The organism is Haloactinospora alba, assembly GCF_006717075.1.
GTDB lineage: Bacteria > Actinomycetota > Actinomycetes > Streptosporangiales > Streptosporangiaceae > Haloactinospora > Haloactinospora alba.
Genome location: NZ_VFQC01000002.1, coordinates 293,161 through 308,583, shown reverse-complemented (window position 1 = coordinate 308,583; position 15,423 = coordinate 293,161). Strand labels below are relative to the sequence as shown.

General features: G+C 70.8%; 14 protein-coding genes, 1 tRNA gene, 1 other RNA gene and 1 pseudogene. 7 read left to right on the top strand and 10 right to left on the bottom strand.

The window, feature by feature from the left end:
* Positions 1–137: 137 nt before the first annotated feature.
* From FHX37_RS19060 to FHX37_RS19050, 3 genes are all read right to left on the bottom strand, one after another.
* Positions 138–944: a nucleotidyltransferase domain-containing protein gene (locus FHX37_RS19060; RefSeq protein WP_141925587.1), complete on the bottom strand. Its 807-nt coding sequence runs from the start codon at positions 942–944 to the stop codon at positions 138–140.
* Between the two features lie 317 nt (positions 945–1,261).
* Positions 1,262–1,687, bottom strand: a complete 426-nt coding sequence (locus FHX37_RS19055) for a TIGR03668 family PPOX class F420-dependent oxidoreductase (protein ID WP_141925586.1) — start codon at positions 1,685–1,687, stop codon at positions 1,262–1,264.
* Positions 1,688–1,788: 101 nt separating this feature from the next.
* Positions 1,789–1,873, bottom strand: a tRNA-Ser gene (locus FHX37_RS19050).
* Between the two features lie 120 nt (positions 1,874–1,993).
* Between FHX37_RS19050 and ffs the strand changes: the two genes are divergently transcribed.
* The 3 genes and pseudogenes from ffs to FHX37_RS24240 form a co-directional block, all read left to right on the top strand.
* An RNA gene (gene ffs / locus FHX37_RS19045) (signal recognition particle sRNA small type) lies at positions 1,994–2,089 on the top strand.
* Positions 2,090–2,201: 112 nt separating this feature from the next.
* A complete protein-coding gene (locus tag FHX37_RS19040) occupies positions 2,202–4,415 on the top strand; it encodes a DNA polymerase III subunit gamma and tau (RefSeq protein ID WP_141925585.1) in 2,214 nt (737 codons plus the stop codon).
* 177 nt (positions 4,416–4,592) lie between these two features.
* Positions 4,593–4,769, top strand: a pseudogene (locus FHX37_RS24240) (YciI family protein); the annotation flags it as partial.
* Between the two features lie 5 nt (positions 4,770–4,774).
* On the opposite strand, the gene FHX37_RS19035 reads toward FHX37_RS24240, so the two are convergent.
* From FHX37_RS19035 to FHX37_RS19020, 4 genes are all read right to left on the bottom strand, one after another.
* Positions 4,775–5,176, bottom strand: coding sequence for an NUDIX hydrolase (locus tag FHX37_RS19035; protein WP_141925584.1), 402 nt, complete (start codon positions 5,174–5,176; stop codon positions 4,775–4,777).
* Between the two features lie 83 nt (positions 5,177–5,259).
* Complete coding sequence (locus tag FHX37_RS19030; RefSeq protein ID WP_141925583.1) at positions 5,260–6,396, bottom strand: methyltransferase domain-containing protein; 1,137 nt, start codon at positions 6,394–6,396, stop codon at positions 5,260–5,262.
* A gap of 172 nt (positions 6,397–6,568) precedes the next feature.
* Complete coding sequence (locus FHX37_RS19025; RefSeq protein WP_141925582.1) at positions 6,569–6,775, bottom strand: hypothetical protein; 207 nt, start codon at positions 6,773–6,775, stop codon at positions 6,569–6,571.
* Positions 6,772–6,981 carry a helix-turn-helix domain-containing protein gene (locus FHX37_RS19020; RefSeq protein WP_141925581.1) on the bottom strand — a complete coding sequence of 70 codons (210 nt, stop codon included), beginning with the start codon at positions 6,979–6,981 and terminating at the stop codon, positions 6,772–6,774. The genes FHX37_RS19025 and FHX37_RS19020 overlap by 4 nt, the downstream gene beginning before the upstream one ends.
* Positions 6,982–7,572: 591 nt before the next feature.
* Here FHX37_RS19020 and FHX37_RS19015 point away from each other — a divergent pair.
* Together FHX37_RS19015 and FHX37_RS19010 are read left to right on the top strand one after the other, a co-directional pair.
* Entirely contained in the window at positions 7,573–7,803 is a 231-nt protein-coding gene (locus FHX37_RS19015) for a GntR family transcriptional regulator (RefSeq protein WP_170181644.1), read from the top strand.
* 128 nt (positions 7,804–7,931) lie between these two features.
* Positions 7,932–9,128 (top strand): helix-turn-helix domain-containing protein, encoded by a 1,197-nt coding sequence (locus FHX37_RS19010; protein ID WP_141925580.1) that lies wholly within the window; start codon positions 7,932–7,934, stop codon positions 9,126–9,128.
* Between the two features lie 182 nt (positions 9,129–9,310).
* On the opposite strand, the gene FHX37_RS19005 is transcribed toward FHX37_RS19010, so the two are convergent.
* The 3 genes from FHX37_RS19005 to FHX37_RS18995 all read right to left on the bottom strand — a co-directional run bounded on the left by FHX37_RS19005 (position 9,311) and on the right by FHX37_RS18995 (position 12,692).
* Positions 9,311–10,153 carry a polysaccharide lyase family protein gene (locus FHX37_RS19005; protein WP_141925579.1) on the bottom strand — a complete coding sequence of 281 codons (843 nt, stop codon included), beginning with the start codon at positions 10,151–10,153 and terminating at the stop codon, positions 9,311–9,313.
* Positions 10,150–11,757 carry an alkaline phosphatase D family protein gene (locus tag FHX37_RS19000; RefSeq protein WP_141925578.1) on the bottom strand — a complete coding sequence of 536 codons (1,608 nt, stop codon included), beginning with the start codon at positions 11,755–11,757 and terminating at the stop codon, positions 10,150–10,152. Before FHX37_RS19000 ends, FHX37_RS19005 begins: the two co-directional genes overlap by 4 nt.
* A gap of 326 nt (positions 11,758–12,083) precedes the next feature.
* Positions 12,084–12,692: a TetR/AcrR family transcriptional regulator gene (locus FHX37_RS18995; protein ID WP_141925577.1), complete on the bottom strand. Its 609-nt coding sequence runs from the start codon at positions 12,690–12,692 to the stop codon at positions 12,084–12,086.
* 125 nt (positions 12,693–12,817) lie between these two features.
* Here FHX37_RS18995 and FHX37_RS18990 point away from each other — a divergent pair, with 125 nt between their 5' ends.
* Positions 12,818–13,795 carry an ABC transporter ATP-binding protein gene (locus tag FHX37_RS18990; RefSeq protein ID WP_141925576.1) on the top strand — a complete coding sequence of 326 codons (978 nt, stop codon included), beginning with the start codon at positions 12,818–12,820 and terminating at the stop codon, positions 13,793–13,795.
* Positions 13,795–15,384, top strand: coding sequence for an ABC transporter permease (locus FHX37_RS18985; protein ID WP_141925575.1), 1,590 nt, complete (start codon positions 13,795–13,797; stop codon positions 15,382–15,384). The genes FHX37_RS18990 and FHX37_RS18985 overlap by 1 nt, the downstream gene beginning before the upstream one ends.
* Positions 15,385–15,423 lie beyond the last annotated feature (39 nt).

Here is a 15,423-nt window from a genome sequence, read left to right as displayed (position 1 = left end):
GCGACCGGCTTTTCGCTTGTTCGGGAGGTGATCCGGACCCGCACCGGGGCGGCTGAGCCTTCCAGCCGGACGAGGGCGACGCCAGCCGGCATCATGCGGGCCCTTCTCAGGATCAACCGTTGAGGTGCGCGGCCGAACTATGGGTGAGACATCTTCTCGCCGTGCACTGCGGTGTATTCAGCGGCAAGCCAAGGCCCCAGGTCATCGATGAGCATACTGATCACCTCGGGATCGGTGGTGGGAGTGCGGGCGGTGGCGGCGGTGATCTGCATCTGTCGCGAACGCCCCGGGTAGTAGTGACCGAACAGGGCCGCCGAGCGGTAGAGGTCGCTGGTCCAGCCGCCCCAGGCGGGCATGATCAGGGTGAATCCCGTGCGGACGATGCGCCGGGCAAGGGTGCGGGTCAGCGCGGTCCGTTCTCTGGCGGTGGTGGATCCGGCGGCGCGCGCGCTCCAACGGACGAGCATGGCAGCAAGGTCGCCGTTGGTGTCGCGGGCGAGCCGACTGGTCGGACGATAACGCGGCAGGTACCGGGCGAGGTCTTCGCCGAGCAGCGGCGTGCATAGGCACGCGACGAAAAAGCCGTCGTCGTGGCGCTCGCGTTCGCTGAGCAGAGATCGCGTGCTGTCCAGCAGGATCCCGGCCCCGCGGATCTGGGGGAAGTCGCGATCGAGGTCGGCCTCGATCGCCCTCACGGTCGCAAGATCGGCGTCGGTGGGCTCGTCGCGGAGAGCGATCAGCATATCGAGGTCGGAGACTCCGGGTATCGCGCTGCCGCGGGGAACGCTGCCGTAGAGATAGACACTGTGGAGCCGGTCGCTGGCGAGCGCGGCGGCGATATGAGCCTGGGCGGCGGTGACGACAGGTGCGAACACTGCAGGCACGCTGTCCAGAGCGCCCTCCCGGGCGATGCTCCCGTCCCCGGCGAGTCCCCGATCGTCCATAGGGGCACTCTGACTGGGGTGTGCCGTGCTGTCACCTGTTTTTCGTGGGGTTCGCGTTACGGGTCCTGGACCCTCCAACATCGAACGGCCCGACGGCTCATCGTTACCGAATTGCGCTGTGTGAGACCAATGCGCCGCCGCTCCCGGCCTGCCGACCGGCCCCGGCGCGGCCGAGCACCTCGGACCGGGACCGTGGCTGCCGAATGTCTCGGGTTGCTGGAGGTTCGGTCTCCGTGGCCGGGACAGTGCGCGTACGCTGCGCTCGTCCCAGCGATCGGCCCTACGCGTGCCGCCTCCTGGTCCGCGGCCCGCCGGCCCTAGCGGAACGACCAGCCCGACCAGTGCCGCACCTCGATCAGGACGACCGGCCCCTGCGGGGGCGTGTCCCGGTAGTGGCGGTAGCGTTCCCGCAGTTCGCGCACCGCGGCGTGCCACTCCTCGCCGTGGGTGACGATGCGCGCCGTGCCGTCGGCGCGCACCCACCAGAGCTGGTGCCAGTCCTCGGAGTACTCGTCGGCGAGGAGGCTCACCCTGGGATTGGCGGTGATGTTCGCCAGGCGTTTCAGGTTCCGGGTCCGTTTCGGCTTGTGGTCGACGGCGGTCGCGACCGTGTCCCGCTCCTGGCCCAGCACGGCGAACGTCACCGGTACGAGGTGCGGTTGGCCGTGCGCGTCGGCCGTCGCGAGGCGGGCGACACGGCTGCGGGCGAACCGTTCGCGGCAGTACTCCACGCTCCAGCGCATAACCGAACCTTGTCACGCGCGCGGACGCTGGCGGGTCGCGACACAACGAGGGCCCGGACCGCGCACCCGGTCCGGGCCCTCGTCTTGCCTGCATGAGGCGGCGGAGGATACGAGATTCGAACTCGTGAGGGGTTGCCCCCAACGCGATTTCCAATCGCGCGCCCTAGGCCGCTAGGCGAATCCTCCGCGGACCACGATACACGTTCTGGCCCAGTGGTTCGAACCGGGCGGAGAGTGAGGACGGGCACGGTCGGGGTTTTCCGCGTCGCTGTGTATCCCACGGTCTGTGCGTCCGATACAGTAGGGGCAGACCCCTCGTGCGGCGTCATCTTATGAACCTCCCCAGGGCCGGAAGGCAGCAAGGATAAATGAGCTCTGGCGGGTGCGCGGGGGGTCCTTTGCTTTTCCCCGGAGATCCATCCCTCTACCTCCCCGCCGGTGTGCACAGGTGCGAACTGTCCCCGGTACCGGGTTGAATGGGTGGGGTGACGCCTAAGGGAGCAGTGAGCGCGCCGTGAACATCGCGCTGTATCGTAAGTACCGGCCGGGAACGTTCGCCGAGGTTCGGGGGCAGGAGCACGTCACCGAACCGCTGCGCCAGGCCCTGCGCAACGGCCGGATCAACCACGCCTACATGTTCAGCGGCCCCCGCGGGTGCGGGAAGACGTCCAGTGCGCGGATTCTCGCCCGGTCGCTCAACTGCGAACACGGTCCGACACCCGATCCGTGCGGCGAGTGTGAGCCCTGCGCCGCGCTCGCCCCGGACGGTCCGGGCAGTATCGACGTGATCGAGATCGACGCCGCCTCGCACGGTGGTGTGGACGACGCCCGGGACCTGCGGGAGCGCGCGTTCTTCGCGCCGGTGAACTCCCGCTACAAGATCTATGTCGTCGACGAGGCGCACATGGTGACCCGGGAGGGCTTCAACGCGCTGCTGAAGCTCGTGGAGGAGCCGCCGCCGCACCTGAAGTTCGTGTTCGCCACCACCGAGCCGGACAAGGTCGTCACGACGATCCGGTCCCGGACGCACCACTACCCGTTCCGGCTCATCCCGCCGGCGACGCTGCGCGGGCTGATGGAGGAGATCCTCACCGAGGAGGGGGTGTCGTTCGACCCGGCCGCGCTGCCGCTGGTGGTACGCGCGGGTGCCGGCTCGGCGCGGGACTCCCTGTCCATCCTGGACCAGCTGCTCGCGGGATCCGACGAGAACGGCATCAGCCGCGAGGGCGCGGTGGCCCTGTTGGGCTACACCGACGCCACGCTGCTGAGCGAGATGGTGGACGCGCTGGGCGCGGGGGACGGAGCGGCCGCGTTCGGCCTGGTCGACCGGGTGATCGAGAGCGGGACCGACCCGCGCCGGTTCACGGCGGACCTGCTGGAGCGGGTGCGGGACCTGGTGGTGCTCGCCGCGGTGCCCGACGCGTTGGACAAGGGGCTGATCAACGTCACCCCGGACGCGGTGGAACCGATGAAGGAGCAGGCGTCCCGCATCGGCTCGGCTCAGCTCACCCGGGCGGCGGAGATCCTCAACACCGGTCTGACCGAGATGCGTGGTGCCACCTCCCCGCGGTTGCTGCTGGAACTGCTGTGCGCGCGCGTGCTGCTGCCGGGGGTGGACAGCAGCGGTGGCGGCGCCGTGCTGGCGCGTCTGGACCGCCTGGAGCAGCGGGTGGAGTCCGGCGGCGGAACGGCCCCGGCAGCATCCGCTCCGGCACCGTCGGCTCCGGCGCCGCCCGCCGCCGCTCCCCCCGCGCCGCCCGCTCCGGAGGCGCGTCCCGCTTCCGGGGAGGAGGCCCCGGAGAGCCCGCAGCCGCAGCGTCCGGAAACCGCTGACGCGGGGCGGACGCAACCGGAGTCCGCCCCGGCTCGGGAACCGTCCGCGCCCGGAGCCGGAGGCCGGCAGTCGGCTCCCGAGGCGCCCGCTCGGCCCCCGGCTCCCGCGGGGGCCGCCCCTGCCTCCGGTGATGCTTCCGGTGGGGGATCCGGTGGTGGTGGGGACAGCGCCGCTGTCCAGAACGCCTGGCCGCGCATCCTGGAGTCGGTGAAGCAGCGCCGCAAGGCGACCTGGATGATCCTCAACGGCTATGACGTGCAGATCCTCGGCGTTGAGGGGAGCACGCTCCAGTTGGGGTTCACGCGCCCCAACGACGCGAAGGGGTTCTCCAACAGCGGCAGCGACAAGGTGGTGGAGGCGGCGATCACCGAGGTGCTCGGTGTGAGTCTGCGCGTGAGCCCGGTCCCGGCGAACCGCACCTCCTCGACGCCGCAGCGCTCCGGCAACGGCGGTGCGGAACAGGCGCCGGCCCCGAGCCAGGACTCCCAGCCTCCTTCCCGGGAGCCGGCGGGATGGGAGGAGCCCGCGGCGGCTCCCGCTCCCAGCCAGCCCGCCGCCGCTGCCGCCTCCCAGCCGGCCGAGCCGGCACCGCCGGAGCCCGAACCGGCTGCCCCTGCGCCGCCGGAACCGGAACCGGAACCCGAACCGGACCTTTCCGAACCGGAACCTCCCGAGCCCGAGCCGCCGGAACCCGACCCGGGCCCGGAGCCGGAACCGGACGCGGAACCGCCGGCCCCGAAACCGCCGGCCCCGAAGCTGGCGGCTCCGGAGGCGCCCGCGTCAGGTCCGAGGAACGGCTCCGCCCCGGCGGTGCCGCCCGGTTCGGGGAGCCGGCTGATCGAGTCGGAACTCGGCGGGAAGGTCATCGACGAGATCGACCACACGGGGTCCTAGGCTCCGCGCTTCCGAAGGTGTTCCGAGCGGTGGGGGCGGCGGAGGCCCGGACCCGCGGCGCGCGGGTCGTCGAAATCCGTCGGGAAAAGTCGCGGCGGGATGTCGAGAACCCGCGCGCGGCTCCGTCCCCGGAGTGAACACGGCCGCGATGGGCCGTACCTCACCAAGGAGAACACGATGGCCAAGTACCTGCTGCTCAAGCACTACCGGGGCGCGCCGGTACCGGTCAACGACGTGCCGATGGACCAGTGGACACCGGAGGAGGTCTCGGCCCACATGCGGTTCATGCGGGACTTCGCGGCTCGGGTCGGCTTCGGGATACGGGTTCGGGAAGGGGCGGACGTCTCCCCGGACCGGCCTCAGGACAGCTCGCCCCGCGCCCTGAGGTCGTCGAGAACCAGACGGTCGACAGGGGGAGTGCTGTTCCGGTCGGCGTGGGTCAGCCACACGACGTCCGCGATCTCGTTGCTGGGGGTGAGGGTTCCCCGGTAGTCGCCGGTGTAGCAGCTCATACGCACCGTCACACCGTCCGGGTGGCCGTGTGCCTGGGCCTCGTAGGTGCCGAGGTGGACGGCGGTCTCCGGGAGCACGGAGACGGTGAGCTCCTCCCCGACCTCGCGCAGCAGGGTCTGGAGGTCGCTTTCCCCGTTCTCGCGTTTCCCACCGGGAATGTAGTACACGTCCTTCTCCCGGGACCGCGTGCCGAGAACGCGGCCGTTCTCCACATGCACCCACGCCACTGTGTCGATCACGGTCGGCATCGTCGTGTTCCCACGCTTCCTCGACGTTCGGTGGCCGGACGAGCGGAGCCTACCAGGACGCGGTGCGGGCGGGCCGCGGACGGTCAGTCGGGCAGTGTCCACGCCGGGCCGGTGGGGGAGTCGAGCCACACGCGGTGCGTGCCCTCGCGGGTGACGGTGAGCCCGTAGCGTTCCGGGGTAGGGCTGCCGAGGTCTCGCCACCGCTGGTGGGCGGCGGCGAGTTCGTCGTGGAGGCGGCGCGGCCCGCCCTGTTCCACCACCCACTGCCCGTCGCGCGGTAGGAGGCGCGCCCACGAGGGGCTGTCGGTGGCGGAGAGCCACACTCCCGTCCCGGTGCTGGCGGCACGCGGCCCCATCCGCCAGGAGGGCACCATGAACGTCAGCGGGAAGGCGCTGTCGAACGCGGTGAGCGGCGCGGTCGGGTCGGTGTCCGTGAGCCGGGTGGTTTCCGGTCGTTGACCGGCGTCGTGGGGCTGGTGGGTGGGCGGGCGCTGCGACCGCAGGCACATGAACCCCAACCCGCCGTGGAAGTGGCCGCTGGCTTCCCCGCCGGCGGACACGCACAACCGGGCGAGGACCCCGGCGCCTTCCAGGACGCACCATGGGGCGACGATCAACCCGCCGCTGGTGGTCTGGTCGATCCAGGGCCGGGGGAGGCGGGTGACGCTGCAGGTGGCGATGACCCGGTGGTAGGGGGCGTGGGGCGGGTAACCGTGTTCGCCGGGGTGGTGGTGCGGAGTGACGGCGTGTCCGGCCCGGCTGAGGGCGGTGCGCGCGGCGGCGGCGACAGCGGGGTCGATGTCGACGGTGGTGACGTTGGCGTCGCCGAGCCGGGCGGCCAGGAGGGCGGCGTTCCATCCCGTGCCGGTGCCGATTTCCAGCACCCGTTGGCCGTCGGTCAGCTCGGCGGTTTCCAGCATCCGGGCGACGACGCTGGGGGCCGAGCTGGAGGAGGTGGGGGTGAGCTGTCCGGGGGAGAGGGTGCCGCTGTCGGTCTGGGTGATGACGGGGGCGTCGGTGTAGACGGCGGTGTACCACTCGTGGGGTCGCTCGCGGGCGTCGAGTTCGGTGCCGTCGGGGGTGCGGGCCCCGTGCTCGGGGATGAAGAGGTGCCGGGGGGTCGCGCGGAACGCGGCGACGAGGCGCTCGTCGGTGAGGGTGCCGTCGTGGACGAGCGCGTCGGTGAGAGCGGTGTGGAGCTGGTGTGCGGTGGTGTCCATCGGCGTCACCCGGATTCGGGCGTCTGCGGTGGCGTGGTGCGTAACCACTGACACCGTGGTTGTCCACGTGTCGCGCGCCGTACAAACGTGGTTGTCTGCGGGGCCGAGGAGAGCGGTGGGTCCCGCACCCGGGGAAGGTGGCCGAGTGCGGGACCCGTGTGCGGGTGGAGGGTTAGGGGTCGTGGTGGGGCGGGGCCGTGGGCTCTGGGGGCTCCGCTGCGCCCTCGTCCGTGGTGGTGCGGTAGGCATCCAGGAGTGAGCGCAGTTCTAGGCTGGTCTCACGGATCCGGCCGGGCCACAACGCGTCTCCCCCAGCGTCCTGGATGAGCAGGTCGGCCAGTTCACACAACTCGCGGTGCTCGCGCGGGGTGAGGCTCACTCCCACCACCCCCGCCAACCCACGGCCAGCAGCTGGTGGATCTCGGTGGCGCTGAACCGGGACGTGCCGCCCGGGGTGGTGCAGGCGGGCAGCAGGTGGCCGTCGCGCACCCACCGGCTGACGGTGCTGGTGCGCACCCCGAACAACTCGGCCACCTCCCCCGGAACCAGCAGCTCGGGGCACTGGAGCGGTTCGCGTGCGGTCATCGTTCCACCCCGCCGTGCTCGTCTGCTCGCGCTGGGCCAGCCACCTGCGCACCAGCGGGGACAGCTCCGCGCGCAGGTCGTCCAACCCGTCGCCGTAGGCGGGCGGGGCGGGGTCGGGTGCTGTGGTGGCAGCGCCGCAGGCCGGACAGTGCTGCGCTGCTCCCTCCTGCTCTTGGCGGTGGCGTTCGTACCGGGTCACGTAGGGCCGCACCGGGTCGGTCTCGGTGGGATCCAACCACTCCGGCTCGGCAAACGGGTTCCGACCGGGGGCACCCACTGGCCCCGGACGCCGCGGCGCGACACGGGCGGGGCAACTGTGCGGGGCTCGGGTGCGGGCGCCGGTGGGCGGTTGCGGTTCCGGCTCGGTGCCACGAGGGCAACGGCCGTCAGGACGAGCAGCGTCCCCAGGGACACCAGGGCGCGCATAGAATCGGACGCTGTCATCGACTCCATTCCAGTCGGTGGCCACGCTCCCGGACGTGTCGGCGTCGCGGGAGCTTTTCATGTACAGCTGAGTTTAACCTAGCATGCTATAGGATGCTAGGGATATCATGCATTGGCTAGCATTCAGTGGTTGCTTAGCGTGCTGGAGTGGAATTTCGTGAAGATGTGCCTCGGTGGCGTCAGGTAGCTGACGAGTTGGAAAGGCGTATTCGCGAAGGCGAGTATGCACCTGGGACACGTGTTCCCTCAGTGCTCCAGCTCCAGGAGGAGTTCGGTGTGGCGTCCGCTACCGCGCAGAAAGCGTTGGGTGGTGTCCGGAAACGCGGACTGACCTATACGGAACCCGGGCTGGGCTCGTTCGTTCGCGCGCAAACATGACGTGCCGTCCCGGAGTGTCGAGGACCTCTGTCGTTACGTTCATGCCTGGAAGTGTCCCGCTGCTGTGGCGGGCACGGGAGTAGCCAGACAGGGGGCCACGCTGTGGGCCAGTGGGTGACACTGGGGGCATGCCGCACGAACCGCTTCCCGCGTTGATCCGGACTCTCCGTGTCCAGCGAGGGTGGTCGCAGGCACGGTTGGCGCACGCTGTGTGCGAGGAGTCGGAGCATCCTACGGTCACGCGACACGACGTGTCCCGGTGGGAACGCGGGAAGCGGGTCCCGCGTATGTGGCTTCCGGTACTCGCGGACGTTCTCGATGTTTCCCGGGAGACTCTGGAGCGCGCCACTGTTGCTGACGATGGTCCCGTTGCCGGGGAGACCCTGGAGTCCTTGCTGCCGCCTGGGGATGCTCTCGCTCCGCTCACGGCATCCACCGGACGGAGGGTGGGCCGGACGACAGCGGATGACCTCGCCGCCCGCGCTCACGGTCTCCGGCTCGCTGACGACGTTCTCGCCGGGGGCGACCTGATCGAGCCGGCGTTCCGGGAGCTGAACTCTGCCGTTCGCGTGCTCCGGGAATCGGCACACAGCGACGTCATACACCGGGAGCTTCTTCGGGCCGTTGGAGAACTCGCCCAGATCGCGGGGTGGGTTGCCAGTGATGCGGCGGACTCACGAGCGGAACCGACCTACCGGCTGGGGGTGGACGCAGCACGGGAAGCCGGAGACGCGCCGCTTGCGGCGCAGCTTGCGGGATCGTTGGCCTATCACTGGACGAACAATGGCCGTGTCGCCGACGGTGTGGCGCTCTCGGACGCGGCTGTTCTGGAAGCCGGACCAGAGGCTCCGGGGAAAACGCGTGCGTTGTTCCACGACCGGGTCGCCTGGGCACACAGCCAGGCCGGCGACGCACAGGCCGCCATGCGGGCATTGGGGGATGCCCACGAGGCGTTGGGTGAGGATGCCGACGACGCGCCGGACTGGGCCTACTGGGTGACGGAGGACGAGCTGCGCGTCATGGATGCGCGCGTGTACACCGAACTCCGGCGTCCTCTCCGGGCTGTCCCGCTGCTCACGGACGTACTTCGGGAGTATCCGGCGACAGCTCTTCGTGAGCGTGCCCTGTACGAATCCTGGCTGGCCGTGGCCTACGCGGATGCGAACGAACCGGAGCACGCCGCCCATATAGCTGGCCGGGTTATCGCTCTGTCGGGAGATGTGGCGAGTGCGCGAGCCTCCGAACGTGTCCGTGTCGTGTTGTCGCGGCTCGCGGCTTTCCGGGAGGTGCCGGAAGTGCGAGACCTGCTGGACTCTCTTCGCTGAACGCGAGCCGCGGGCGACCACGGTGCGACGGGCCGGACCGCCTGACAAGCCTCCTTGCTCGCGGCGGTGGCGAACAGACCTCTCGGGGAGGGCGCCCAGCCCGGGGCATTGGGTGGGCGCCCGTCGCACGCGCTGTATCACGGCGCTCGTTCGGCCCGGTCGTGTTATCCGGGTTGCCCGGGTTACTCGGAGAGGTCGAACACGCCCACCGCGTCGTAGGCGTGCCAGGAGCCCGCGGTCTTGTGGATGGTGACGGTGTTCTCCCCGCTGGTGAAGTGGCGGGCGGGCAGGGTCACCTCCTCGAAGGAGGGTTTCAGGGCGGTGTCCGGAACGGTGGCGTCACCCTCCAGGGAACCGCGGGTGGCCCCGCCGTGGAACTCGATCTCGGCGGCGTCCGCACCGTTGACGCTGACCGTCGCTGTGCCGGGTTTGGTGGCGTGCGTGTCGATGAGCCAGAGTGCCAGCCCCGGGTCGGCGGACGGCGCCGATTCCAGCGGGAAGCGCAGCCGGAAGGTGTGTCCGGCCGGTGAGCTCCAGGCGTCCTGCGGCCCGGGGTGCAGGTAGCTCCAGTCCGTTCCCGCGTTGTCGTCCGGGTAGCGGAAGTCCACACCGTTCGGGAACGTGGCGTCGAACCGCTCGTACCCGTCGGGTGCGAGGGCGAGCTCCAGGCTGGCGGAGTCGAACTCGCCCACCTGTGCCAGGGGGCGCCCCCGGACCACGATCGACTCGGCCGACGTCGCCCGCACCGGTACCGAGGGCCCGCTGCGGCGTCCCGCGTCGTCGACGGTGACGAGCCGGTAGTAGCGGGTCTGGGCGCGCGGTCCGAGCGTGTCGTGGGTGAAGCGTCCGTAGACCGTCTTGCCGAGGAGCGTCTCCTCGGAGATCTCCACGTCCGGGGACGTGGAGGCGTGCACCGCGACGTGGTCCACCAGCGGGGTCCAGGCGGGAAGGTTCCAGTTGAGGTCGATCGCGCTGACCCGGCCCTCGGCGGACAGGGCCGTGACGGGATGGGGACGCTTGCTCACGGTTGGCCTCCGCTCTCCCGGTCGAGGCCGGGTCTGCCGGCTTCGGTGACGAACCGGGCCGCCGTGCTGACGGTTCCGGTGTCGTCCGCCTCGATCTGGTCGATCACGTTGAAGTCCGAGGTCACCTCGGTGGGAGTGATCCGCGCCTGCAGGTACCCGCGGTTGGCGTTGTACAGCTTGACGTGCGGGTTGGCCAGCCACATGTCGGTGAGTTCGTCCCGGTCGGAGCCGTTGCCGTTGGAGGCCACCGAGGTGCACATCAGTTCGGTGCCGATCGTAGCGGAGTCCGGGTCGGTGAAGTCCCTCTTGAGCTCCGCGGCGGAATGGCGGTGGATGTCCCCGGTGAACACGAGCGGGTTGGAGACGTCGTGCCGGGTGAGGGTGTCGAACAGCCGCTCGCGGTTGGCGGTGAACCCGTCCCAGGAGTCCATGCTGAACATCTCCCCGGAGCCGGGGTCGCGGTCGATACGCGCGAGGGTGACCTGCTGGGCGAGGATGTTCCACGTGGTGTCGCTGGACCGCAGTCCCCGGTACAGCCACCGCTCCTGGCGCGATCCCAGGATGGACCGGTTCGGGTCGGTGTGCTCGCCTCCGGGCTCTCCGCCGTCGGAGGGGACGTCGTCGCGGTACTGGCGCGTGTCCAGCACGTTGAACTCGGCGAGGTTCCCGTAGCGCACCCGCCGGTAGATCCGCATGTCGGCCCCGTCGGGCAGGGCATCGGACCCCAGCGGCTGGTTCTCGTACCAGGCGCGGTAGGCGACGGCGCGGCGACGCTGGAAGTCGGCCGGACTGGCCCCGTACCGCGAGTTCAGGTCGGCGTAGTTGTTCTCCACCTCGTGGTCGTCGGTGGTGACGAGCCAGGGGGCGTTCGCGTGGGCGGCCTGCAGGTTGGCGTCGCTCTTGGTGAGGGAGTAGCGCAGCCGGTACTGCTCCAGGGTGGTGGTCTCCGCCGCGTGGGCCGGGCCGAGATCGCCGACCCCGCCCCGGTACAGGTTCGCGTCGGTGATGCCGTACTCGTAGATGTAGTCGCCGAGGAACAGCACCAGGTCCAGGTCCTGGTCGGCCATGTGGCGGTAGGCGGTGTAGTGGCCGTGGTACCAGGCCTGGCAGGAGACCGAGGCCAGGGTGAGGGAGTCGACCCGGGCTGTTGTAGCCGGTGCGGTCTTGGTGCGGCCGACGGGGCTGATCTCGGTTCCGACGCGGAAGCGGTAGAAGTACTCCCGGCCCGGTTCGAGCCCGGTGACCTCGGGGTGGACGGAGTGGGCGAGTTCGGCCGAGGCGACGGACCGGCCGCGTTTGACGACGTCGCGGAACCGTTCGTCCGTGGCGACCTCGTACTCCACGGTGTAGTTCTCGTCCGGCATGCCGCCGTGGCCGTCCTCGGCCAGTGGTTTCGGCGCCAGCCGGGTCCAGAGGACGACGCCGTCGGGGGCGGGTTCGCCGGAGGCGACGCCGAGACCGAACGGGTCGGCCGGAGGGTTGCTACTGGTGGGGGCGGCGTGTGTGGGGGCCTCGATGCCGAAGGCGAAGGCCGCGGCGCTGATTCCGGTGAGTGTGAGGAACGTTCGTCGACTGGGGGTGTGCGGGCCGTTCTTCGGGGCCATGCGTCGCTTCCCATCCACTCGTCACGGGGAACACTGCCGGGCGATCCTCGCGGAGCCCGTTGTCCGTCGCGTTAACCGTGCTTCTAGCGGCACCGACTCTGGGCTGAAGTCTCGGGGGCACACCGTTCTCACTCAACGCTGTGCGTTGGTGACTATACGGAATGGACGCAGTGGGGCGACACCACGTGGCGGGTGTGAGCGTGTCGTCCGATACGGCCGGTGCGGCGGGGAAGCCGCGGTGGGAACCTTCCGCGCGCGGTCGTTTCGGTGCCGGGATGACGGGCGGCCGGCCTCCGTCCCCCGGCGCGAGGGTCGGCGCGGGTCCGCTATTTCCCCGCTGTTCCGGTGTCCCCGGCCAGGCCGTGGTAGAGGAGGTCGAGGGCGCGCTGCATGCGTTCGTTCAGGTCGACGGCCTCGGGGACGACGGTCCACACGAGGAAGGCGCCGTCGAAGAGTTCCACGAGGGTGCGCGCCGTGCGCGCGGTGTCGGTGATCCGGAACTCGCCGTGCGCGTTGCCCTGCTCCAGCAGTGTGGCCAGGGCGTCGGCCCACTGGGCGTAGTACCGCTCGAGGGACTCGCGCACGCGCTCCTGCCGGGGAGCCAGGGCGTAGAACTCGACGGCGAGCGGGCCGAGGTGGCGGTGCTCCTCGAGCAGGGGGGCATAGGAGCTGAGGTAGCCGCGCAGTCTCTCCGCCACCGTGCCGGGCGCCTCCAGGAGCTCGACCAGTCCGGTGTGGGCCCGGGTGAGGAACGCTTCCACCAGTGCGAAGACGATCTCGTCCTTGCTCGGGAAGTACCAGTAGACGGTCCCTTTGCTCACCCCGGCCGCGGCGGCGATGTCGTCGATGCGGGAGCGGTGGATCCCGTGCTCGGCGAAGACGTCGCTGGCCGCGGTGAGGATCTGGTCCCGACGTTCGGCTGGTGCCTGCTGCACCTGGGGCCTCCCTTGGCGTCTGTTCGCTTCTTGCGCGCCTGTTGACTGACTGACTGGTCAGTCTATTATAGGGAACGGACGCTCGACCGGACAGTCAGTCAGTTCTGGAGGTGGGAAGAGCGACCATGGCCGCCAAACGACGACCGCGCACCCCCGACGGGAGCGCGACAGCCACCGGAGAGCCCGAACCGCGCGGACCCGCGATCGACGTCGCCGACCTGGTCAAGACGTTCGGCTCCACCCGGGCGCTGGACGGGCTCGACCTCACCGTCCAGCGGGGGGAGGTGCACGGTTTCCTCGGTCCCAACGGCGCGGGGAAGTCCACGACCATCCGGATACTGCTGGGCATGCTGCGCGGGGACAGCGGGACCGCCCGCATGCTGGGCGGAGATCCGTGGCGGGAGGCCACCCGGTTGCACCGCCGGCTCGCCTACGTTCCGGGGGACGTGGCGCTGTGGCCCGCCCTCTCCGGGGGTGAGGTGATCGACCTGCTCGGCCGCCTGCGCGGCGGACTCGACCCCGGCCGGCGGGCGGAACTGCTGGAACGCTTCGAGCTCGACCCGCGCAAGAAATGCCGCGCCTACTCCAAGGGAAACCGCCAGAAAGTGGCGCTGGTGGCCGCGTTCGCCTCCGACGTGGAACTGATGATCCTCGACGAGCCCACAGCGGGGCTGGACCCGTTGATGGAGAGCGTCTTCCAGGAGTGCGTCCGCGAGGTCCGGGCGCGGGGGCGAACGGTGCTGCTCTCCAGCCACATCCTCGCCGAGGTGGAGGCGCTGTGCGACCGGGTCAGCATCATCAAGGCGGGCCGCAGCGTGCGGAGCGGGACGCTGGACGACCTGCGGCAGCTGACACGCACCACGGTGACCGCGGAGACCGCCACCCGCGCCGACCGTATCGGCGAGCTGGACGGGGCGCACCAGCCGCGGTTCCACAACGGCAGAGTCAGCGTGGACGTGGACTCCCAGGCGCTCGACCCCGTCATCGCCTACCTGTCCAGCCTGGGAATCCGTTCGTTGGACAGCCACCCGCCGACGTTGGAGGAGCTGTTCATGCGCCACTACGGCGAGGACGTGCACGCCGGGTCGGAAGAGGCCCGGTAATGCTGCGGGGGAGCCTCACCGGTACCGGCGCGATGGTCCGGCTGATCCTGCGGCGCGACCGGTGGCGGCTGCCGGTCTGGCTGCTGGCGATCGTCGGGCTCGTCTACGCCTCGGCCAGCGCCGCCCAGGGGCTGTACTCCACTCCGGAGGAGCTCCGCGTCTACGCGCGGACCGTGGAGTCGAGCCCGGCCGCGATCATCATGAGCGGACCGCCCGTGGCGCTCGAGACCACCGGCGGCGTCGCCGTGTTCGAGGTCAACTTCGTCGCCATGATCGCCGTGGCGCTGATGGCGATCTTCGCGACCGTCCGCCACACCCGCGCGGAGGAGGAGGCCGGACGAACCGAGCTGCTGCGGGCGGCCGTGCTGGGGCACCTGGCACCGAGCGCCGCCACCGCCGTCGTGGTGTCGGCGGCATCGCTCCTGGCCGGGGCCGGGGTCGCGGCCTCGTTCCTCGCCCTGGACCTCGACGTGGCGGGGGCCCTGGTGTACGGTGCCTCGCTCGCCGCCCTCGGTGTCGTGTTCACCTTCGTCGCGCTGGTGGCAGCCCAGGTCACGGAGCACAGCCGCGCGGCGTTGGGCCTGTCGGCGGCGGTGCTGGCCGGCAGCTACGTGCTGCGGGGCGCGGGCGACGTCGGTGATGGCACGCTGAGCTGGCTGTCCCCGATCGGGTGGGTGCAGGCCTCCCACGCCTTCGACGACGACCGCTGGTGGCCGCTGACCCTGGCGCTCGCTGCGAGCGCCGTCCTCGGGTGGCTGAGTGTCGTGCTGGTGCACCACCGCGATCTCGGAGCCGGGATGCTCGCGTCCCGACCCGGACCGGCGCGGGCCTCCCGCGGTCTGCGCGGGATGGTGGGCTTCGCCGCCCGGATGCAGCGCGGTTCGGCGCTGGGCTGGGGCATCGGAGTGTTCCTGCTGGGGGCGGCCCTCGGCTCACTGGGCCAGGAGGTCACCGACATGGCCGAGGAGAGCCCCGAGTTCACCGAGATCCTGGCGAACGGGGACAGCCGGGATCTCGTGGACTCCTTCTTCGCCACCGTCCTGCGGCTGCAGGCGCTGCTGGCGTCCGGGTTCCTCGTGAGCTCCGTGCTGCGGCTGCGCGGGGCGGAGAGGTCCGGCCGGGCGGAACTGCTGCTCACCACCGGCCAGTCGCGCTCGCGGTGGGTGGGGTCGTGGCTGCTGGTGGCCGGTGTCGCCACCGCTGCCGTCGTCGCCGCCGGCGGTCTCGGCGCCGGACTCGCCCACGGCGCGGCCACCGGTGATCCCGACCAGGTGATGCGGCTCCTCGGAGCCTGCCTGGCCTACCTTCCCGCCACCCTGCTCCTCGGCGGTCTCGCGGCCCTGCTGTTCGGGACGGTTCCGCGGCTGGCGTTCGTCGCGTGGGCGGCACTGGCGGGATGCTTCGTGGCCGGATGGCTCGGCGACCTGCTCGAGCTGCCCGAGTGGATCGTCGACCTCTCGCCGTTCGCCCACATGCCCCGGTTGCCCGCGGCCGAACCGGAGTGGACACCGATCGCGGCGGTGTCCGTGCTCGCCCTCGTTCTCGGGAGCCTCACCTTTGCCGGACTGCGCCGCCGCGACCTCGGTTGAGCGCCTCGTCCGCGCCCGGCTCCGGTACCGGGTCGCGGC